Annotated in this window: 19 protein-coding genes; 11 read left to right on the forward strand and 8 right to left on the reverse strand. The window is 76.8% G+C overall.

Going from position 1 to position 20559, the window contains the following annotated elements:
• Window positions 1–88: 88 nt before the first annotated feature.
• Genes H505_RS39080 through H505_RS0100570 form a run of 7 tightly spaced genes read left to right on the forward strand, consistent with a single transcriptional unit; the run spans window position 89 to window position 8497 of the window.
• A complete protein-coding gene (locus H505_RS39080) occupies window positions 89–1021 on the forward strand; it encodes an SWIM zinc finger family protein (protein WP_157432850.1) in 933 nt (310 codons plus the stop codon).
• 10 nt (window positions 1022–1031) lie between these two features.
• The gene (locus H505_RS39085; protein ID WP_034516066.1) at window positions 1032–2582 is read left to right on the forward strand and encodes a DUF5691 domain-containing protein; all 1551 of its coding nucleotides are present in this window, start codon (window positions 1032–1034) and stop codon (window positions 2580–2582) included.
• On the forward strand, window positions 2579–3694 hold the full coding sequence (locus H505_RS0100550; RefSeq protein WP_026400398.1) for an ATP-binding protein: 1116 nt from the start codon (window positions 2579–2581) through the stop codon (window positions 3692–3694). The genes H505_RS39085 and H505_RS0100550 overlap by 4 nt, the downstream gene beginning before the upstream one ends.
• Complete coding sequence (locus tag H505_RS0100555) at window positions 3691–5904, forward strand: DUF5682 family protein (protein WP_034516068.1); 2214 nt, start codon at window positions 3691–3693, stop codon at window positions 5902–5904. Before H505_RS0100550 ends, H505_RS0100555 begins: the two co-directional genes overlap by 4 nt.
• Window positions 5901–7076, forward strand: coding sequence for a VWA domain-containing protein (locus tag H505_RS0100560; protein ID WP_026400400.1), 1176 nt, complete (start codon window positions 5901–5903; stop codon window positions 7074–7076). The genes H505_RS0100555 and H505_RS0100560 overlap by 4 nt, the downstream gene beginning before the upstream one ends.
• A 42-nt stretch (window positions 7077–7118) precedes the next feature.
• Window positions 7119–7502: an ArsR/SmtB family transcription factor gene (locus H505_RS0100565; protein ID WP_026400401.1), complete on the forward strand. Its 384-nt coding sequence runs from the start codon at window positions 7119–7121 to the stop codon at window positions 7500–7502.
• Window positions 7499–8497, forward strand: coding sequence for a cation diffusion facilitator family transporter (locus H505_RS0100570; RefSeq protein ID WP_026400402.1), 999 nt, complete (start codon window positions 7499–7501; stop codon window positions 8495–8497). Before H505_RS0100565 ends, H505_RS0100570 begins: the two co-directional genes overlap by 4 nt.
• 4 nt (window positions 8498–8501) lie before the next feature.
• Here the strand turns inward: H505_RS0100570 and H505_RS0100575 are convergent, their stop codons facing one another.
• The gene (locus H505_RS0100575; protein WP_026400403.1) at window positions 8502–9401 is read right to left on the reverse strand and encodes an amidohydrolase family protein; all 900 of its coding nucleotides are present in this window, start codon (window positions 9399–9401) and stop codon (window positions 8502–8504) included.
• A 163-nt stretch (window positions 9402–9564) separates the two neighbouring features.
• Between H505_RS0100575 and H505_RS0100580 the strand changes: the two genes are divergently transcribed.
• Entirely contained in the window at window positions 9565–10551 is a 987-nt protein-coding gene (locus H505_RS0100580) for a diacylglycerol/lipid kinase family protein (RefSeq protein ID WP_026400404.1), read from the forward strand.
• A gap of 43 nt (window positions 10552–10594) precedes the next feature.
• Here the strand turns inward: H505_RS0100580 and H505_RS0100585 are convergent, their stop codons facing one another.
• From H505_RS0100585 to H505_RS0100600, 4 genes are all read right to left on the reverse strand, one after another.
• On the reverse strand, window positions 10595–11281 hold the full coding sequence (locus H505_RS0100585; RefSeq protein ID WP_026400405.1) for a PadR family transcriptional regulator: 687 nt from the start codon (window positions 11279–11281) through the stop codon (window positions 10595–10597).
• 68 nt (window positions 11282–11349) lie between these two features.
• Window positions 11350–12921 (reverse strand): MFS transporter, encoded by a 1572-nt coding sequence (locus tag H505_RS39090; protein ID WP_034516071.1) that lies wholly within the window; start codon window positions 12919–12921, stop codon window positions 11350–11352.
• Entirely contained in the window at window positions 12918–13481 is a 564-nt protein-coding gene (locus H505_RS0100595) for a TetR/AcrR family transcriptional regulator (protein ID WP_026400406.1), read from the reverse strand. The genes H505_RS39090 and H505_RS0100595 overlap by 4 nt, the downstream gene beginning before the upstream one ends.
• A 77-nt stretch (window positions 13482–13558) precedes the next feature.
• Entirely contained in the window at window positions 13559–14431 is an 873-nt protein-coding gene (locus tag H505_RS0100600; RefSeq protein WP_026400407.1) for an oxidoreductase, read from the reverse strand.
• Between the two features lie 97 nt (window positions 14432–14528).
• Between H505_RS0100600 and H505_RS0100605 the strand changes: the two genes are divergently transcribed.
• Complete coding sequence (locus H505_RS0100605; RefSeq protein WP_051299979.1) at window positions 14529–15221, forward strand: helix-turn-helix transcriptional regulator; 693 nt, start codon at window positions 14529–14531, stop codon at window positions 15219–15221.
• 2 nt (window positions 15222–15223) lie between these two features.
• On the opposite strand, the gene H505_RS0100610 is transcribed toward H505_RS0100605, so the two are convergent.
• Genes H505_RS0100610 through H505_RS47180 form a run of 3 tightly spaced genes read right to left on the reverse strand, consistent with a single transcriptional unit; the run spans window position 15224 to window position 18194 of the window.
• Complete coding sequence (locus H505_RS0100610; RefSeq protein ID WP_026400409.1) at window positions 15224–15628, reverse strand: hypothetical protein; 405 nt, start codon at window positions 15626–15628, stop codon at window positions 15224–15226.
• The gene (locus H505_RS47175) at window positions 15625–17979 is read right to left on the reverse strand and encodes a DUF4132 domain-containing protein (RefSeq protein ID WP_051299981.1); all 2355 of its coding nucleotides are present in this window, start codon (window positions 17977–17979) and stop codon (window positions 15625–15627) included. Before H505_RS47175 ends, H505_RS0100610 begins: the two co-directional genes overlap by 4 nt.
• Window positions 17946–18194: a hypothetical protein gene (locus H505_RS47180; RefSeq protein ID WP_026400410.1), complete on the reverse strand. Its 249-nt coding sequence runs from the start codon at window positions 18192–18194 to the stop codon at window positions 17946–17948. The genes H505_RS47175 and H505_RS47180 overlap by 34 nt, the downstream gene beginning before the upstream one ends.
• A 97-nt stretch (window positions 18195–18291) precedes the next feature.
• Here H505_RS47180 and H505_RS39100 point away from each other — a divergent pair, with 97 nt between their 5' ends.
• Both H505_RS39100 and H505_RS0100630 read left to right on the forward strand, forming a co-directional pair.
• The gene (locus H505_RS39100) at window positions 18292–19749 is read left to right on the forward strand and encodes a flavin-containing monooxygenase (RefSeq protein ID WP_034516267.1); all 1458 of its coding nucleotides are present in this window, start codon (window positions 18292–18294) and stop codon (window positions 19747–19749) included.
• Window positions 19750–19758: 9 nt separating this feature from the next.
• A complete protein-coding gene (locus H505_RS0100630; protein WP_026400411.1) occupies window positions 19759–20526 on the forward strand; it encodes an SDR family NAD(P)-dependent oxidoreductase in 768 nt (255 codons plus the stop codon).
• Window positions 20527–20559: the final 33 nt, after the last annotated feature.

Below are 20559 nucleotides of genomic sequence, written 5' to 3' on the forward strand. Positions count from 1 at the left end.
CGGCCCACCGCCGGACGGAACCGACGGCGCGCCTGACCGGGAGTCAGCGCCCCGGAGAATGTCGGACCCCGCCGGTATTTTCGGCTTCGTGAGGGACCTCGGGACGGGCGAGCGGCGGGGCCGCCGGGTCGACGACGGCCTCGCCGAGCTGGACCGCTGGCTGCGCGACCAGGTCGCGCACGGGCTCGCCCGCGCCGAACGGGCGCCCTACCGGCTCTGGGACGACGCGGCGCGGCGGCTCGTCGACGCGCAGGCGGGCGCGCTCGCGGGGCGGGTGCGCGCCCTCGCGGGCGTCCCCCGCGAACCCGGCTGGCCGGGCCGCCTGCTGGCGGAGTACGCGCTGCTGCGGCTGCTCGTCCGCGCGCACCGGCGGCGGAACGCCCTGCCGGCGGGGCTGCACGCCACGGTCCGGGCGCGCGTCGGGTTCCCCGTCGCGCGGGACGCCGTCCTGAGCGACGGCGAGCGCGTCCGGGACCGCTGGTGGGTCGTCGGGACGCGCGACGCCGCCCGGGACGTCCTCACCGCGCGGCGCGTCTGGCTGCGCGGCGAGCGGACGGGGCGCCCGGCACTGCTGCTCGCGTTCACCGGCCCCCGCGACGAGCCCGAGCCCGCGCCGCCCGCCGGCGCCCGGTTCGAGGCCGAACTGGCGTACTACCCGGGCGCCCTGCCGCTGCGCGCCCTCGTCGCCGAACGCCTCGCCGCGGACGACACGGGCCCCGGCGCGCCGCCGGGCACCGGCGTCCGGGCGTTCCTCGACGAGCACGCCGCCGCCGTGGCGCGCGACCCGTGGCTCGACCGGTACCCCGCGGCGCTCGCCGGCGTGCGCCTCGCGCGGGACGCGGCGGGCGCGCTGTTCGCGGTCGACGGGCCAGGCGACGCGCTGCCGCTGCGCGGCCCCGTCCCGTGGACGCTGCTCGCGGTCGCGGCCGGCGAGCGCGTCGCCCTCGCGGGCGAGTGGACGCCGCGCGGCCTGCGCCCCCTCACCGTCTGGCACCCCGCCGAAGGCGCGGTCCGGCTGTGAGGGGGCGGGTGTGAGCGGGCGGGACGCGGGCGGGTGGGACGCGGGCGGGTGGGACGAGCATGTGGCGGCGGCGCTGCTCGGAACCGAGCGCCGCGACCCGCCCGTCCTCGACGGGGAGTCCGGCGGGGAGCCGGGCGGGGACGACGCGGCGGCGCGGCTGCTCGACCAGGCCGCGCTGCTGGCGGTCCGGCGGCGCGCCGGGGCCGTCCCCGCGCGCGGCGGCGACCTCGAGCCGATCGCCCCGGCGCCGGCCGAGCACGCGCCCGCGGTCCCGGACGCGGCGGCGGCGCGGCTCGCGCGGATCCTGGCCGGGGAGCAGATCCGGGTGCTGCCGGAGTGGCTGGACGCGGCGGCGGCGCGCGGCCTGCGGGTGCCCGCGCGGCTGCTGCCCGCGCTGCTGGAGCGGGGGCGCAGCGACCGGATGCTGCGGCCTTCGATCGCGCGGGCGGCCGGGCGGCGCGGCATGTGGCTGGCGCTGCAGAACACCGACTGGGCGTACCTGGTGGGGGCGGGCCCGGTCCGGTCCGGCGACGACCCGGCGGGCGCGGAGGCGTGGCGGAGCGGCACCCGGCACCGCCGCGCCGCGTACCTGTCGGGGCTGCGCGGCACCGATCCGGCGGCGGCGCGGGACCTGCTCCGCGAGACGTGGGACCGCGAGCCCGCGCCCGACCGGGCCGCGTTCCTCGCGACGTTCGCGTGGGGGCTCTCCCCCGGCGACGAGGAGTTCCTCGAGGCCGCGCTGGACGACCGGGGCAAGGACGTCCGGCAGCTCGCCGCCGACCTGCTCGCCCGGCTGCCCGGCGCGGCGTACGGGGAGCGGATGGCGGCGCGGGCCCGCGCGTGCCTGCGGCTGCGGCCCGGCCCGGACGGCCCCCGGCTCGAGGTGGAGGCGCCGCACGAGCACGACGCGGGGCTCGCCCGCGACGGCGTCCCGTTCCATCCCGGCGGGTCGTTCGCGCCGCGCCCGGGGAGCGGTCCGGTGGGGACGCGGGCGGCGTGGCTGCGGGAGATCCTCGCCCGGACGCCGCCGGAGACGTGGCCGCCGCTGCTCGGGCTGCCGCCCGAGGGGATCGTGCGGCTGCCGGTCGCGGGCGGCGGGGCGGGCGACCTGCACACCGGGTGGGCCCGCGCCGCGCTGAACCGGCGGGACGCCGGATGGGCGCGCGCGCTGCTCGGCGGCGCCGCGGCCGTCGACGAACCGGAGGCGCTCGCCGACCTGCTGGGCCTCCTGCCGGAGGGCGAGCGGGGCGCGGCGGCGGCCGCGCTCGTCCGGCGGGCGCCGGACCGGGCGGAGCTGCTGCGGCTGCTGGAGCGGGTGCCGGGCCCGTGGACGGGCCCGCTCGCGGCGGCCGTCGTCACGATCCTGACCGGCGCGGCCGGGCTGCCGACGCGCGCCGCCGAGCACACGCTGGTGCGGCTGTGCCGGGTCGCCGACCTGCGCCTCGACCCCGGGGCGGCGGAGCGGCTGGCCGGGCATCCGGTGCGCCCGCACCCCCGGCCCCTCACCGACCTCGTCGAGACGCTGCGGTTCCGCGGCGAGATGCTGAAGGAGCTGAGTTGACCACTCCCCCGAACGGGCGCGGCGCCGCGTCCCCCGAGGCCGTCCTGCGCCCGCACGCGGAGCAGGAGCACGCGGCGGAGCTGGCCCGGCTCGCCGAGCACGACGACCGGCCGCGCCCGCCCGGCTGGCGGCTGTCGCCGCAGGCCGTCACCGTGTACCTGCTCGGCGGCGACCTGCCGGACGGGACGGCGGTCGTCCCGAAGTACGTGGGGCCGCGGCGGCTCGTCGAGGTCGCGGTGGCGACCCTCGCGACCGACCGGGCGCTGCTGCTCCTCGGCGTGCCGGGGACGGCCAAGACGTGGCTGTCGGAGCACCTGGCGGCGGCGATCAGCGGCGACTCGACGCTGCTGGTGCAGGGCACGGCGGGCACCCCGGAGGAGGCCGTCCGGTACGGGTGGAACTACGCGCGGCTGCTGGCGGAGGGCCCCTCGGAGGGGGCGCTGGTGGAGAGCCCGGTCCTGCGGGCGATGCGGCGCGGGTCGGTGGCGCGGATCGAGGAGCTGACCCGGATGCCCGGCGACGTCCAGGACGCGCTGATCACGATCCTGTCGGAGAAGGCGCTGCCCGTGCCGGAGCTCGGCACGGAGGTGCAGGCCCGCAAGGGGTTCACGGTGATCGCGACGGCGAACGACCGCGACCGGGGCGTGAACGAGCCGTCCAGCGCGCTGCGCCGCCGGTTCAACACGGTCGTGCTGCCGCTGCCGGACACCGTCGAGGACGAGGTCGAGATCGTCGCCCGGCGGGTCGCGCAGATCGGCGCGGGGCTGGAGCTGCCGGAGGCCCCGGCGGGGCTGGAGGAGATCCGCCGGGTCGTGACGGTGTTCCGGGAGCTGCGGTCGGGGCTGACCGGCGACGGCCGCACCCGGCTGAAGTCGCCCGGCGGGACGCTCGGCACCGCCGAGGCGATCTCGGTCGTGACGGGCGGGCTGGCGCTGGCGGCGCACTTCGGGGACGGGGTGCTGCGGGCGGCGGACGTCGCCGGCGGCATCGTCGGCGCGGTCGTCCAGGACCCGGCGTCCGACCGGGTGGCCTGGCAGGAGTACCTGGAGACGGTGGTGCGCGACCGTCCGGGCTGGGACGACTTCTACCGGGCGTGCCGGGAGGTCTCTTGACGGTCGAGGTGTTCGGCGTCCGGCACCACGGTCCCGGTTCGGCGCGCGCGCTGCGCACGGCTCTGGAGGAGTTCAAGCCGGACGCGGTGCTGGTCGAGGGCCCGCCGGAGGCCGACGCGCTCGTGGGCCTGGCGGGCGAACCGGAGATGGTGCCGCCGGTCGCGCTGCTCGCGTACTCGCCGGGGGACGCCGACGGCGAGGGCCGCCGGTCGGCGTTCTGGCCGTTCGCGGAGTTCAGCCCCGAGTGGCAGGCGATCCGGTACGGGGTGGGCGCGGGCGTGGCCGTCCGGTTCTGCGACCTGCCCGCCGCCGTCGCGTTCGCCGCCCCCGACGGCCCCGCCGCGCCGGACGTCCGGGTCGACCCGCTCGGGGAGCTGGCGCGCGCCGCCGGGCACGGCGACCCCGAACGCTGGTGGGACGACGTCGTGGAGCACCGCGACGGCGGCCCGTCCCCCTTCCCCGCGATCCTCGAGGCGATGGCGGAGCTGCGGGAGCGCGCGGGCCCGCCCGCCGGGGCCGAGGAGCGCCGCGAGGCGTGCATGCGGCGGACGGTGCGGCGCGCACTTCGGGACGGGCACGAGCGGGTGGCGGTCGTGTGCGGCGCGTGGCACGCCCCGGCCGTGCTCGCCGACGTCCCCGCCGCGCGCGACGACCGGACCCTGCGCGGCCTGCCCCGGGTGCGGGTCGCGATGACGTGGGTGCCGTGGACGCACGGCCGGCTCGCCGCCCGCTCCCACTACGGCGCGGGCGTCGCGTCGCCCGGCTGGTACCACCACCTGTTCACGGCGCCCGACCGGCCCGTCGAGCGGTGGCTCGCCGGGGCCGCGCGGGTGCTGCGCGGCGAGGACCTGCACGTCTCCCCCGGCCAGGTGATCGAGGCGGTGCGGCTCGCCGGGTCCCTCGCGGCGCTGCGCGGCCGCCCGCTGCCGGGCCTCGACGAGGTCACCGAGGCGGCCCGCGCGGTGCTGTGCGAGGGCGCCGAACCCCGCGTTGAGCTGCTGGAGCGGCGCCTCGTCGTGGGCGAGCGCCTCGGCTCGGTGCCGCCCCGCACCCCGATGGTGCCGCTCCAGCGCGACCTGCACGCGCGGCAGCGGCGGCTGCGGCTGCGGCCGTCGCCCCGGCCCCGCGACCACGACCTCGACCTGCGCCGCCCCTTCGACCTCGACCGCTCCCGGCTGCTGCACCGGCTGCGGCTGCTCGACGTCGACTGGGGCGTCCCCGCCGGGGGCCGCTCGACCGGGACGTTCCGGGAGACGTGGACGCTCGAGTGGCGGCCCGAGCTGGACGTCGCGCTGATCGAGGCGGGCGCCTGCGGGACGACCGTGCGGGGCGCCGCGGCCGTCCGCGCCGAGGCGCTCGCCGCCGACGCCGACGACCTCGCGGAGCTCACCGGCCTCGCCGAACGCTGCCTGCTCGCCGACCTCGGGGAGGCGCTGCCGGCCGTGCTGCGGGCTCTCGCCGACCGCGCCGCCGTCGACGCCGACGCCCTGCGCCTGATGGCGGCGCTGCCCGCGCTCGTCCGCACCCTGCGGTACGGCGACGTGCGCGGCACGTCCCGCGACCGGCTCCGCGCCGTCGTGGACGGCCTTCTCGCGCGGATCCGCGTGGGGCTCGCGCCCGCGCTGACCGGCCTGGACGAGGACGCCGCCCGCGCGGCCCTCGAGCACGTCGACGCCGTGCACGGCGCGCTCGCGCTGCTCGGCGACGAGTCCCGCCTCGCCCGCTGGCGCCGCGCCCTCGAACGCCTCGTCGCCCGCCCGGAGGGCCTGCACGGCCTGGTCGAGGGCCGCGTCACCCGGCTGCTGCTGGACGCGGGCGTCCTCGACGACGCGCCCGGCCGGATGGCCCGCGCGGTCTCCGCGGGCGTTCCGCCGGCCCGCGCGGCCGCGTGGGTCGAGGGCTTCCTGTCCGGCGGCGACCTGTCCGGCGGCGGGCTGATCCTCATGCACGACGAGGGCCTGCTGCGCCTCGTGGACGCCTGGCTCGCCGACCTGCCCGCCGCCGCGTTCACCGACGTGCTGCCGCTGCTGCGCCGCACGTTCGCGACGTTCTCCGCCGCCGAGCGCCGCTCGATCGGCGCCCGCGCCCGCCGCCTGCACGACCCGCGCCCCGCCCGCCCCGGCGCGTCCCCCGCCGGCGTCGACCCCGACCGCGCGGAGGCCGCCGCCACGACCGTCCGCGCCATCCTCGGCTGGGAGGCCCCCACATGACCCTTCCGGACGACGAGCGGATGCGGCGGTGGCGGCTGGTGCTCGGCGGCGGGCCCGCGGACGGGACGGGCGCCGCGCTCGCGGGGGACGACGCGCGGATGGACGGGGCGCTGGAGCGGCTGTACGGAAGCGACTCCGGGGAGCGGCGGGCGCGGCCGGGGCGGCGCGGGGCCGGGCTCGGGGACTCGGCGCCGTCGGTGGCGCGGTGGCTGGGCGACGTGCGCGCGTGCTTCCCGTCGACGGTCGTCCAGGTCATGCAGCGGGACGCGATCGAGCGGCTCGACCTGGCGCGGCTGCTGCTCGAGCCGGAGATGCTGGACGCCGTCGAACCGGACGTCCACCTCGTGGGCACGCTGCTGGCGCTGAACACCGTGCTGCCGGACCGGGCGCGGGAGTCGGCGCGGGCCGTGGTGCGGCGGGTCGCGGACGACCTGGAGCGGCGGCTCGCGCAGCGGACCCGGTCGGCGGTCGGCGCCGCCCTCGACCGGTCGGCGCGCACCGCCCGCCCGGCGCGGGCCGCCGACGTCGACTGGGAGCGGACGGTCCGCGCGAACCTGCGGCACTACCTGCCGGACCGGGGGACGCTCGTCCCGGAGCGGCTGGTCGGGCACGGGCGGCGCGGGCGCGCGGCGCTGCGGGACGTGGTGCTGTGCGTCGACCAGAGCGGGTCGATGGCGGCGTCGGTGGTGTTCGCCGGGGTGTTCGGCGCGGCGCTCGCGTCGCTGCGGTCGCTGCGGACGTCGCTGGTGGCGTTCGACACGTCGGTGGTGGACCTGACCGGGCGGCTGCGCGATCCGGTGGACGTCCTGTTCGGCACGCAGCTCGGCGGCGGCACCGACATCGGGCGGGCGCTCGCCTACTGCGCGGGGCTGGTCACCCGGCCGTCCTCGACGGTGCTGGTGCTGATCAGCGACCTGTTCGAGGGCGGTTCGCGGGACGAGCTGCTGCGCCGGGCGGCGGCGCTGACGGCGTCCGGGGTACGGGTGGTGGTGCTGCTCGCGCTGTCGGACGACGGGACGCCCGCGCACGACCACGGGAACGCGGCGGCGCTCGCCGCGCTGGGCGTGCCCGCGTTCGCGTGCACGCCGGACGCGTTCCCCGACCTCATGGCGGCCGCGATCGAGGGCCGTGACCTGCGAGGATTCGCCGGAGGAGGGCGGGCCGGGGGGTGAGCGCCCGGCCTCCGGCCGCGGACCTGCGCTATGGTTGCTCATATGAGCACTCCTTCAGATGTCGCGACCGCCGAGGAATGCGCCGTCCGGGTCGTCGATCCGGAGAAGGTCGCCCTGGTCCGGGCCGCGCTGCCGGACGGGGACACGATCGGCGAGCTCGCGCAGGTGTTCGGGCTGCTGTCCGACCCGGGCCGGCTGCGCGTGATCACCGCGCTGCTCGAAGGCGGCGAGATGTGCGTGTGCGACATCGCGGCGTCCTGCGGGCATTCGGAGTCGGCGGTGTCGCACCCCCTGCGGCTGCTGCGCGCGAGCCGGGTCGTCCAGGTGCGGCGGGCCGGGCGGCGGGCGTACTACCGGCTGGACGACTCGCACGTCCGGATGCTCCTGGACCTGGCCCTCGCGCACGTCGGGGAGGACGGGTCATGACGGCGGCGCGGCACGGGCACGGCGCCGAGCAGGGGCACGGCCACGGGCACGGCATCTCCGCGAGCGCGGACCGGCGGCTGCTCGGCGGGGCGCTCGCGCTGATCGTGGGCTACATGTCGGTCGAGGTGGTGATCGGCTTCCTCGCCGGGTCGCTGGCCCTGATGACCGACGCGGCGCACATGATGACGGACGCGTTCGCGATCGCGCTCGCGCTGGTGGCGATGCGGATCGCGGCCCGGCCGCCGAAGGGCGGGTACACCTACGGGCTGCGCCGCTCGGAGATCCTGTCGGCGCAGCTCAACGGGCTGACGCTGATCCTGCTCACGGTGTACTTCGTCTACGAGGGCGTGCACCGGCTCATCGACCCGCCGGAGGTGGACGGCCGGTTCGTCTTCTTCACGGCGCTGGCCGGGGTCGTGGTCAACCTGATCGCGACGTGGCTGATCGGCAAGGCGAACCGGAGCAGCCTGAACGTCGAGGGAGCGTTCCAGCACATCCTTAACGACCTGTTCGCGTTCATCGCCACGGCGATCGCGGGGCTGCTGGTCTGGACGGCCGGGTTCGCGCGGGCCGACGCGATCGCGTCGCTGGTGGTCGCGGCGCTGATGCTCAAGGCCGGGTACGGGCTGCTGCGGGACGCGGGCCGGGTGCTGATGGAGGCGGCGCCCGCGGGCATCGACCCCGCCGAGCTGGGTGCCCGGCTGGCGCGGCGGCCGTGCGTGGAGGAGGTCCACGACCTGCACGTGTGGGAGGTCAGCTCGGGCTACCCGGCGCTGTCGGCGCACGTGCTGGTGGACGGCGAGGGCGACTGCCACGCGGTGCGCCGGGACCTGCAGGAGGTCCTGCGGGCCTGGTACGGGATCACGCACACGACGCTGGAGGTCGACCACGCGGCGGCGTCCGCCGTCCACTGCGACGACGCGCACGGGCCCCGGCACGTGTCGGACTCGCCGGAGCCGCACCGGCACGCGGGCTCGGCGCCCTGCGGCCACTGACCGGTCAGCCGGGGACGCCGAGCAGCTTCGCGGGGCCGTCCCAGCAGACGGCGCGGAGCCAGTCGTCGCCGAGGCCGAGGCGGGCGAGGCCCTCGAGCTGGTGGGCGTACGCGTACGGGATGTTGGGGAAGTCGGTGCCGAGCAGGACGCGCCCGGCGAGGCCGAGGTCGCGCAGCCGGGGCATGAGGGCGTCCGGGAACTCGGACAGGCCGAAGTCGGTGAACACCATCGTGGTGTCGAGACGGACGCCCTCGTACCGGTCGGCGAGCTCGAAGAACCCGGCGCACTCGGGGGCGCCCATGTGCGCGACGACCGCCGACAGGCGGGGGTGCCGGGCGAGGACGCCGCCGAACGGGCCGGGCCCGGTGAAGCCGTTCGCGACCGGGCCCGATCCGGCGTGGACGAGCGCGGTGACGCCCGCGTCGGCGAGCGTCCCCCACACCTCGTCGAGTTCGGGCGCGCGGGGGTCGAACCCGCCGACCTGCAGGTGGACCTTGAACACGCGGGCGCCAGCGTCGATCGCCCGGCGGACGTAGCCGGCGGCGTCCGGCTCGGGGAAGAACGTCGCGGTCTGCACGCACTCCGGGACGCGTGCGGCGAACTCCGCGGCCCACGCGTTCAGCGACTCGGCCATGCCGGGACGGTGCGGGTACAGCAGGGACGTGAACGCGCGGACGCCGCGGTCGCGCAGGAACGCGATCCGCTCGTCCTCGGGGAGCCGGTACCGGATGGGCCACTCGGTGCCGATCAGCGGTCCGGCCCGGTCGAAGTACTCCCACACCGCGTCCATCAGGCGCGGCGGCATGAAGTGGGTGTGGACGTCGATCAGCCCGGGGAGGCCCAGCGCCCGCCAGAAGCCGGTGATCTCGGCGTCCGAACGCGGCCCGGAACGTGGTTCGGTCACGCCCGCACTCTACGTGATCTCTGTCGGGAGCCCCGGCTCACCCGGTGTTTCACCGTTGAGTAATCGGTTTATAAAATATCGGGCCGGGGATCGCGGTCCACGTCACCGGTAGGGTGGCGCCGAACGTGGAATGGGCGAGCGCCCGGAGGCGGAGCAACCTGAGATGCGCAGCAAGACCGAACTGGAGTCGGCCATCCGGTCCGGCGGCCGGGCCGTGCTGGTGGTCAACGCGCGGTCGCGCCGCGGGCGCCGGCTGTACGGGACGGCGCGGCGGCTGCTGGACGAGGCCGGGCTCGAGTTCGTCCGCGTGTTCCCGGTGACCGACCCCGGCACGCTGCGCGGCATGTTCGAGGACGTCCTGGCGCTGGAGCCCGACCTCGTCGTGGTCGGCGGCGGCGACGGGACGGTCGCCGAGGCCGTCGGAAACCTCGCGCACCGCGACATCGCCCTCGGCGTCCTGCCGCTCGGCACCACCAACAACTTCGCGCGCAGCCTGGAGCTGCCGCTCGACCTGCCGGGCGCCGTCCGCACCCTGCGGGTCGGCGGTCCGGCGGGCGGCAAGGTCGCGGACGTGGACGTCGGCTGGTTCGACAGCACCGACGACCCGCGCGCCGAGGGCCCCGGCGACGACCGCGCGCACATCTTCGCGAACATGGTCAGCCTCGGGCTGTCGGTGCACGTCGCGGGCAAGGTCCCGCACCTGCTCAAGCGGTACGCCGGACGGGCGGCGTACGCGCTGACGGCCGCGGGCCTGCTGCCCCGGCACCGGGCGTTCACGGCGCGGATCACCATCGACGGCGAGACCCGCGAGATGAAGACCCACCAGCTGAACGTCGCCAACGGCGCCCACCACAGCGGGACCCGCATCGCCCGCGACGCCAGCCCGGACGACCGGCTGCTGGCCGTCTACCGGCTGGGCGACGAGCGGCGGCTGCGGCTGGCGTCGGCGACGGCCCGGCACGTGCTGACCGGGCCGCGCCGCTCGCTCGCCGAGGACGTGTTCCTCACCACCGACCGCGTCGAGATCGAGACCGACCCGCCGCTGCGGGTCGACGTGGACGGCGAGGTCCGCGGCCGGACGCCGGTGACGATCCGGCTGCGCGGCAACGCGCTGCGCGTCGTCGTCCCGCAGACGTTCGTCGACACCTGATCCGGCCCGCACCCGGCCGCGCCGGGTACGGGCGGGACCGCGCCTACCCCGTGGTGCCGGCGGTCGCGGCGGCCTCGGACGCCCCGCCCGCCTCGGACGCCCCGCCCGCCTCGGACGCCCCGCCCGTCTCGGACGCCCCGCCCGTCTCGGACGCCCCGCCCGTCTCGGCGGTCTCGGCGGTCTCGCCCGCCATGACGTACGCGCCCGCCTCGAGCCGCTCGATCAGCCCGTGCGTCCACGCGGTCGCGGCGTCCGCGGAGTGCGTCCACCAGCCGAGCAGCTCCCGCAGGTGGTCGCCCGGGTCGAGCCGCTCCGCGGGCGGGGCCACCGACGCCCGCCAGGCCGCGAGGCCGTCGAGCCGCCCCCGCAGCAGCGCGACCGCCTCGGCGCGCGGCAGCTCGGTGAGGAAGCCGAGCCCGGCGGTCAGCATCTCGGGGTGCCGGACGTCGACCGTCCCGATCGCGGACCGCAGCAGCCGCAGGAACTCCTCCCGGCCCGCGTCGGTGATCTCGTAGTCCACGTGCGGGGGGCCCGCGTCGCTCTCCTCGACGCCGTGGGCGTGCAGCAGGCCCTCCTTGGCGAGCTGCCTGAGCGCGTGGTAGATCGAGCCGGGGTTCACGTGCGCCCACTCGTCCGATCCCCACGACAGCAGTTCGCGCCGGACCGTGTAGCCGTGCGCCCGCCCCGACCGCCGCACGCCGCCGAGCACCAGCAGCCGCGTCGCCGACATCTGGCTCCCTTCCCATCGGTGACGCACCAGGCTACGGCCTCGGCGGGCCCGCGCGCGGCGCGCGGCGCTCAGTGGTCGGCGGCCGACAGATCGAGATCGCGGGGGGTGAGGCGCCACACGACGGCCGCGGCGGCCAGCATGAGGAGCGCGCCCGCGAGGCCGGTCAGCCCGAGGGAGTGCTCGAACGCGGTCCGCGCGGAGTCCGCCAGGGACGCGTTGACCGAGCCCGCGACGTCCAGCGCGCCGGTGAGGGACTCGCGGGCCGCGTCCGCGGCGCCGCCGGTGACGCCCAGCGACGCCAGCTCGCCGGTCGACAGGTCGCTCCGGTACACCGCGGCGGCGAGGCTGCCGAGCAGCGCGATGCCGAGCGCGCCGCCGATGTCGTAGCTGGTCTCCTCGACGGCGGCGGCGCTGCCCGCCTTCTCCGGCGGGGCGCCCGCCATGATGACGGCGGACGCGATCGCGAGCGACCCCATGCCGAGCCCGATCAGCATCAGCGCGAGGGCGACCGGCCAGTACCCGATCGGCTGCGGGGCCAGGCCGAGGACGGCGAAGCCGAGCGCGGCGACCGCGAGCCCGCCCGCCAGGACGGTCCGGGCGCCGACCCGCGCGGCGACCGCGGGCGCGGCCGGGGACGCGACGATCGCGGCGAGCGCCGTCGGCAGCAGCCGCAACCCCGTCTCCAGCGGCCCGTAGCCCTGGACGAGCTGCATCCACTGGGCCATCAGCAGCATCATGCCCGCCATCGCCAGCTCGGTGGTCATGGCCGCGAGGGCGCCCGCGCCGAACGAGGGCAGGCGGAACAGCCGCAGGTCCAGCAGCGGGTCGGGACGGCGGAGGCTGCGGCGCACGAACCAGCCGAGCGCCGCCGCGGCGACCGCGGCCGACACCAGCGCGGTGGCGTCGGTGAGGCCGTACTTGCCGGCGTTCTTGATGGCGTAGACGAGCGCGACCATGCCGGCCATCGACAGCACGACGGCGGGGAAGTCGAGCGGCCCGGGGCGCGGGTGGCGCGCCTCCGGCAGCAGGAGGAGCCCCGCGACGATCGCCGCGGCCATCACCGGCACGTTGACCAGGAACGCCGAGTGCCAGGAGAAGTGCTCCAGCAGGAACCCGCCGACGATGGGGCCGAACGCCGCGCCGAACGCCGCCATGGCCGCCCAGACGCCGAGCGCGGTCGCGCGCTCGCGCCCGTCCGGGAACAGGGTGCGGATCATGGACAGCGTGGACGGCATGATCATCGCGCCGCCGACGCCGAGCAGCGCCCGCACGGCGATGACGTCGCCCGGGCTGTCGGCGAACACGACCAGGACCGACGCGGTGCCGAAGACCGCGAACCCGCTGATCAGCATCCGCTTGCGGCCCCAGCGGTCGCCCAGCGCGCTGACGGTGACGAGCAGGCCCGCGACGACGAGCGCGTAGACGTCCACCATCCACAGCAGCGAGACGGTGTCGGGCCGCAGGTCGGCGGAGATCGCCGGGAGGGCGACGTTGAGGATGGTGATGTCCATGACGACGAGCAGCAGGCTCGCCGACAGGACGGCCAGGCCCGCCCAGCGGCGCGGGTCCGGCGCGGCGGCCGCGCGGGGCGCGTCCGGGGCGTCGGAGGCGTCCGGGGCGGGCGGCGTCTTCGAGGTCACGGCCGGGCCCCCGCCCCGGTCAGGAAGGTCTCGGCCATCAGCCGGGCGACGTCGCGGGGCGCGACGTCGCCGCGCCGCAGGCTCTCCCGGGCCGTGACGCACAGCCCGTAGACGCAGTTGCTCACCCACCGGACGGGCAGGTCGGGGCGGAGCACGCCGGACCGCTGGGCGGCGGTGTAGAGGCGCATCTCGCGCTCCTCCAGCCGGTCCGACCGCTCTTGCAGGCGGGCACGGGACTCCGCCGGGGCGAAGGTGATCGACCAGCCGTGCTCGTGGGCGAGGTCGGCGAAGACCTCCAGGAGCGCGCGGACGGTCGCCAGGTGCACGTCCGGGTCGGCGGACGCCGCGGCGGCGTCCACCCCGGTGGAGTCCAGGGCGGCCTCCCAGCGGTCGAGCGCCTGGGTGCCGATCTCGTCGATCAGCTCGTCGCGTCCGGCGAAGTGGCGGTGCAGGGTGGCCCGGCTGATCCCGGCGGCCTCGGCGAGGTCGGCCATCGAGGCCGCCGGGTCCTCGTTGAGGCGGCGCAGCGCCGCCTCGATGATCTTTTCGCGCATCTGCATGCGCGATACCCCCGTATCAAGTGAGACATATTTGTCTCACACGATACGCACGAGTTTCACCGTTTCGGTACCGATTTTTACCGCTCTGCTCCGCCCGCCAGGTCCGCGAGGTCCTCCGCGGTGAGCCGCAGGTCGGCCGCGGCCATGTTCTCCTCCAGGTGCTCGACCGAGCCCGTGCCGGGGATCGCGAGCATCACCGGGGACAGCGCGAGCAGGCCCGCGAGCAGCACCTGCGCGGGCGTCGCGCCGTGCCGGCCGGCGATCCGCGCGACGCGGGCGTCGTCCGGGATCCCGAAGCCGCCCAGGGGGAAGTACGGGACGCACGCGATCCCCGCGGCCTCGCACTCGGCGAGCAGGGCCGCGTCCTGCGGCATCGTGATGTCGAACCTGTTCTGGACGCACGCGACGGGGGCGATCGCCCGCGCCTCCGCGAACTGCGCCGCGTCCACGTGGCTGACTCCGAGATGCCGGATGAGCCCCTCCTCGCGGAGCGCGGCGAGCGCCTCGAACCGCTCGGCGATCGACTCGCCGCCCGGGTCCGCCAGGCCGCCGGGGCGCAGGTTGACGAGGTCGAGCCGGTCGAGGCCGAGCTCGGCCAGGTTCTGCTCGACCTGGGCGCGCAGTCCGTCCGCCGCCACCTGCCCGGTGGGGAACGGGTCGTCCGGCCCCTTGAACGGGCCGACCTTGGTGGCGATCACGAGCCCCTCCGGGTAGGGGCCGCCGAGGGCCTCCCGGATCAGCCGGTTCGCCGCGACGCCGCCCCGCGCGTAGAACGCGGCGGTGTCGATGTGGTCGACGCCGAGCTCCACGGCCCGCCGCAGGACCTTCAGCCCCGTGTCGGGATCGCGCGGCGGCCCGTCGACGTTCCCCGCGGCCAGCCGCATCGCGCCGAACCCCATCCGGCGGACCCGCAGGTCCCCGCCCAGCATGAAATGCGTTTCATTCGTCATGACACCAACCGTGCCGTTTTGCCCCGGTACGGGCGAGCGGCTGGCAGCTTGCTGCCATCTGGCCGCCCGCACGGGCGCGGTGGCACACTGGATCCCGATGAGCGTCGGCACCCGTCCGGACACGAGCACCGGAAGCACGGACCTCAACGTCACGCTGCGCGGCGAGGCCGCGCTGCTCGAACGCGCCGGGCACCTGTTCGAGGCGCGCGAGGAGTTCGCCTGCGCGGCCCGCGACCTCGACACCTGGGCGCTCCCCGGCTTCCGCGAGCGGCTCCTCGCCAAGCGGCGGGCGATGCGGCACGCGCCCGCCGTCCGCAAGCTCTACACCCCGGCGGCGCTGGCGACCGAGGAGGCCGAGCGGCACCTGCTGGACGTCTCGCGCGCGGGCGTCGCCGTCCGCATCTGCACCGCCCCGCTGCCCCACGAGACCATCGTCGTCGACCGGCGCGTCGCGATCCTGGCGGGCCCGCCGCGCGCCGGGGTGCGCGAGTACACGGTCGTCCGCTCGCCGGGCGTGGTCGCGGGCGTCGTCTCGCTGCTGCAGGCCGCCTGGGACCGGTCGGCCGACCTCGCCGACCACCGCCGCGACCGGGCGCCCGCGCTCACCGACGAGAGCCGCCGCATCCTGCGGCTGCTCGCCGAGGGCCTGAAGGACGAGGCGGCGGCGCGGCGGCTCGGCATGTCGCTGCGCACCTACCGGCGGCGCGTCGCGGAGATCCTCGTGCTGCTGGACGCCGAGTCGCGCTTCCAGGCGGGGCTGCGCGCCCACGAGCTCGGGCTGCTCCCCTAGGGTCACCCGCCGGCGAGCGGGACGAGCCTGATGAAGACCAGCTCGGGATCGGCGGCGAGGTCGACCTCCTCGTCGAGGTCCTCCACCTGCCGGTCGCCGGCCAGCACGACGAACCCGTTCGCGGCGAACGCCCGCTCGGCGATCTCGGCCTGCCGCTCCCAGTCGAGCCGCCGCGGCTCCCGCGGCTCCCGCGGCCGGCGGCCGTCCGGTCCCGCCTCGGCGCCGCCCGGACGGACGAGCCCGTGGAACCGGTCGGACGCGGGCGCCGCGTCGTGCCGCGCGACCTCCTCCCGGACCCGCAGCCGGATCAGCTCCCGGACGGTCATCCGCGCGGGCAGCCCCGCCACGGCGAACTCCGCGACGGCCCGGCCGGCCGCGGTCTCGTCCCGGAAGGTCACCCCGGTCATCGCGCGCCCCGCCCGATCTGCTCCAGGATGGACGGGTCGGTGATCGCGTCGTCCGCGGCGAGCAGGAACGCCTTGCTGAGGATCAGCGCGAGCCGCTCCTCCTCGAACGGGAGGAGCACCCGCCCGGACGGCCGCCGGTCGGGGACGACGCACAGGTAGGCGTCGTCGGGGTCCATCCGGACGTTCGCCGACCCCAGGTGGATCCGGTACGTGCGCAGCGCACCGCGCACCACGAGGAACCGGCCGTCCAGCTCGCACCGGTCGGCGATCTTCGTGCAGGGCAGGACGCGGGCGAGGGCGTCGCGGCGGGTGAGCGCGCTCTCGTCCAGCTCGCCGAACCGGGCCCGCTCCCAGTACGCGAGGGCGGGGCCGTCGCCCGTCCAGTCGGGGTCGGCGGCGATGGAGGCGACGGAGACGAACAGGTCCACGTCCCGCATCGCCTCGCTGAACACGGCCGGGGGGACGTCGGGGAGTTCGGCCGCGCGCCACGCGCCGTCCGCGAACCGGTCGAACCGGACCCGGTCGGTGGCCGCGAGGTTTTCGGGCCCCGGCTCGGCCAGCACGTGCCCGAACCGGATCCGCCACTCCCCCGCCAGGACGCGCGACGCCTCGTCCGCCGAGCCGCCGTCCCACGGGCCGAGCATGCCGCTCGTCCAGCCGCGCGCCCGGAACAGCGCGTACATCCGCCGGTAGCGGACGAGGTGCCCGGCGAACCGGGCCGAGTCCGCGCGGGCCTCCCGCTCGGCGGGCGTGAGCCGGTAGGTCTCGCGGAACGCCTGCTTGAACGGCTGCCGCACGCCCCGCTCGACGACCGCGTCCCGCCAGGCCCGGACGTCCTCGGCCGGGGCGCCGACCGGGTGCCACAGGCGCACGGCGGCGTCGTCCGGCGCGTCCGGGAGCGCGCCGGCCTCGGGCAGGACCGCCGTCCACGCGCCCGGCGCCGTCTCGACCTCCCAGATCAGGGCGCGGACGGTCCCGCCCGCGACGGGGTGCCCGGCGAGCCGGTCGCGCCACCACCCGAACGGGTGCGCGGCCCGGCCGGCGAGGCCGCCCTCCAGCGCCCGGCAGAGCGTGGCGAGCTGGGCGCCGACCCGCTTGACGAGGTCGCGCAGCTCCTTCAGCGCGTCCTTGTGGTCGCGGCGGACGGCCGCCGGCGCGCTCCGCAGCTCCCGCCCGTCCTTGACGAACGCCAGCCGCGCCGCCGTGCCCTCGATCGCGACCACGGCGGTGTGCCCGCCGAGGTCGCGGCGGAGCACGCCGTCCGGGCCGAAGCCGAGGTCGGGCAGGCGGAGCGCCACCTCGGTCCGCTCGGCGAGGGCCGCGTCGGCCTTCTTCAGCATCCGGTCGAGCCGCTTGGGCACCGCCGCGTGCCGGACGGTCCCCCGCACGTCCCGCAGCGCCGTGACGAGCTCGGGCGTCGGGACGTCCTGGGCCGCGCGGGCGATCTCGTAGAGCAGCGCCTGGGACGGCAGCGTCTTCGCGGCGGTCGGGGCGACGGCGATGCCGGGCAGGAGCCGGTCGAGCAGGGCGGGGAGCCACGGCGCGTCGGCGGCGAGCGCGACGCGCGCGGCGCGACCGAGCGCGACCACCTCGTCCGCCGCGAACGCCTTGTCGGCCTTGTAGGGGATCGTCCCGTCCTGGACGGCGTCGGCGCGGTCGGCCGCCTCCCGCAGCGCGCTCTCGGCCCACGCCGCGTACGCGGGGATCGCGGCGGCGCGGTGCCAGGCGTCCGGCAGCGGCGGCGGCGCGGTGTGCGTGCGGCGGCGGTCCAGCTCGGTCAGCCCGACCCGGTCGGACGGCCGCAGCCCGGCGATGACGCCGATCTCGCTCCGCGCGATCGGCCCGGCGCCCCGCGAGAGCCGCCCGGCGACCTCCGCGAGGAGACCGCCCTCGACGCCCGGTTCCGGCGGGTCCGCGGCGAGGCCCGCGGCCGCCAGCAGGGCGAGCGGCGCGCCCAGGTCGTCCGCGTCCAGCAGGAACCGGACGAGCGTGCGCGCGGGGCCGCCGAGATCGTCCGGCCACGGGCCGGTGCAGCGGACGAGCGCCGCCGTGCCGAGCGTGAGGTCGGCCCACCTGCGGCGCTCCAGCCCGGTGACGAGCGCGTCGAACATGCGGCGGCACGCGTCGGGGCCGAAGGCGGGCTGCCGCTCCTTGGCCGCGTCCTCGACGGCGAACCGCGCGCTCGTCGCCTCCCACGCCTTCACCGCGGACGGCACCGCGTACGCGGCGGGGAGCAGGTCCCCGAGCGCCGCGTCGGGCAGCGCGGCCAGTTCGGCACCGGTGACCGTGAAGCCCGCGTCCTCGGGGGCGGGGCCGGTCAGGACGCGGTGCAGGCGGGCGACGAGGTCCATGCGGGGCTCCTGGGTCGGCGGGCGATCCGGCGGCGGACGGCCGGGTCGGTGATCTCGGCGGCGGCGAGGTGCGGGGCGGACGTGCCGCCGGTCAGCGCCGCCGCCCCCACGACGCCGCGCGCGAGGTCGGCGTCCCCGTCATGGACGAGGTCGTGCCGGGCGCGGCCGGGGAGAGCGCGGGTGCGTCGGACATGGGGGAGATCGTGGCAGAACATCCCGACAAAAACGCCCGTTCCGCCGCTCTGGTCAGTGACCTCATGGTCACCTACGCTCGGACCAGAGTTCACCAGAACGACATTCGGGACGGCGCCCATGACGCACAGCGTGGTGATCATCGGAAGCGGGTTCGGCGGCATCGGGATGGCGATCCGGCTCGGCATGGCCGGGGTCCGGGACGTGGTCGTCCTCGAGAAGGCCGGCGAGCTGGGCGGGACCTGGCGCGACAACACCTATCCCGGCGCCGCCTGCGACATCCCCTCGCACCTCTACTCGTACTCCTTCGAGCCGAAGACCGACTGGACGCGCCGGTTCCCGCCGCAGCCGGAGATCCTCGACTACCTGCGGCACTGCGCCCGCAAGTACGGCGTGCTCGAGAAGATCCGGTTCGGCACCGAGGTCACCGAGGCCCGGTTCGACGAGGACGCCGCGCTGTGGCGGATCTCCACGACGGGCGGCGCACTGGAGGCGCGCGTCCTGGTGTCGGCGTCCGGGCAGCTCAACCGGCCCGCGCTCCCCGACATCGCGGGCCGCGAGTCGTTCGCCGGCCCGGCCTTCCACTCCGCGCGCTGGGACCACGGCGTCGACCTGCGCGGGCGCCGCGTCGCCCTGGTCGGGACGGGCGCCAGCGCGGTCCAGATCGTCCCCGAACTCGCCCGGGAGGCCGCCGAGCTGCACGTCTTCCAGCGGACGCCCCCGTACGTCATCGACAAGCCCGACCGGCCCTACCCGCCGTGGAAGCAGGCCGTCCTCCGGAACGTGCCGGGCGCGTACGGGCTGAGCCGCGCCCGCATCTACGCGCAGCTCGAGTCGCGCGCGCTGGGCTTCTTCAAGTACCCGAAGCTGATGGGGCTCATGGAGACCCGGTTCCGGCGCGACCTGCGCGACGCCGTCGACGACCCCGGCCTGCGGCGCGCCCTCCAGCCCGGCTACCGCATGGGCTGCAAGCGGATCCTGGTGTCCAACGACTACTATCCGGCGCTCACCAGGCCCGGCGTCCACCTGGTCACCGACCCGATCGAGCGGATCACGCCGGCGGGCGTCCGGACGTCCGGCGGCGAGCACGCGGCCGACGTGCTGGTGTACGCGACCGGGTTCAGCACCACCGACTTCCTCGCCCCCATGAAGATCGTCGGACGGGACGGGCGGGAGCTGAACGAGGCGTGGCGGGACGGCGCCCGCGCCCACCTCGGCATCACGGTCAGCGGCTTCCCGAACCTGTTCCTGCTCTACGGCCCCTACACCAACCTCGGGCACAACTCGATCATCTACATGCTGGAGTCGCAGTTCCGGTACGTCGTCGGCTGCGTGCAGGCCCTGCGCCGCCACCGGCTCGACTGGATCGACGTCCGCCCGCACGTCGAGGACGCGTTCGTCCGGGAGATGCGGGAGCGGATGCGGGCCACCGTGTGGGAGGCGGGCTGCGACAGCTGGTACCGGCAGGCGGACGGGACGGTCGTGAACAACTGGCCCGGGTTCACGTTCGCCTACCGCCGCGCCACCCGGCGCCCCGACCCGCGGCACTTCCGCGCACGCCCCGCTACCACTGGGTAGGCTCGGCGCATGCCGACCGCCTTCATCACCGGCGCGACCGCCGGCATCGGCGCCGCCTTCGCCCGGCGGCTCGCGTCCGACGGTTTCGACCTCGTGCTGCTCGCCCGCGACACCGCCCGGCTCGACGAGGCCGCCGCCGGCCTGCGCGACCGGTACCGGGTGCGCGCCGAGACGCTGACCGCCGACCTCGCCACCGAGGAGGGCCTCGCCGCCGCCGAGGAGCGCGTCCGCAAGGACGTCGACCTCCTGGTCAACAACGCCGGGTTCGGAAACCGGGGCGTCTTCCTCGACGTCCCCGTCTCCGACGAGCTCACCATGCTGAAGGTGCACTGCGAGGCCGTCCTGCGCCTCACCCACGCGGTGCTGCCCGGCATGCTCGAGCGCGGCCGCGGCGGCGTCGTCAACGTGTCGTCGGTCGCGGCGTTCGCGACGCGCGGCACCTACGGCGCGTCCAAGTCCTGGGTGGTGGGCTTCAGCCAGGGCGTCGCCGCGGACATCGCGGCCCGCTCCGGCGGCCGCGTCCGCGTCATGGCGCTCTGCCCCGGCTTCGTGCACACGGAGTTCCACGAGCGCGCCCGAATGGACATGTCGGACGTCCCCGGCTTCATGTGGCTCGACAAGGACGCCGTCGTCGACGCCGGGCTCCGCGACCTGCGCCGCGGCGCGCGCGTCAGCGTCCCCGGCGTCCAGTACAAGGCGATCGTCGGCCTCACCCGGCTGGTCCCGCAGGGCCTCGTCGCGCGTCTCTCCTCCAAGCGCGGCCGCAGATACGACTGATCCCTTGTCACGCGGGGTTCGGCGGGGCAAGGT

The organism is Actinomadura rifamycini DSM 43936 (genome assembly GCF_000425065.1).
Lineage (GTDB): Bacteria > Actinomycetota > Actinomycetes > Streptosporangiales > Streptosporangiaceae > Spirillospora > Spirillospora rifamycini.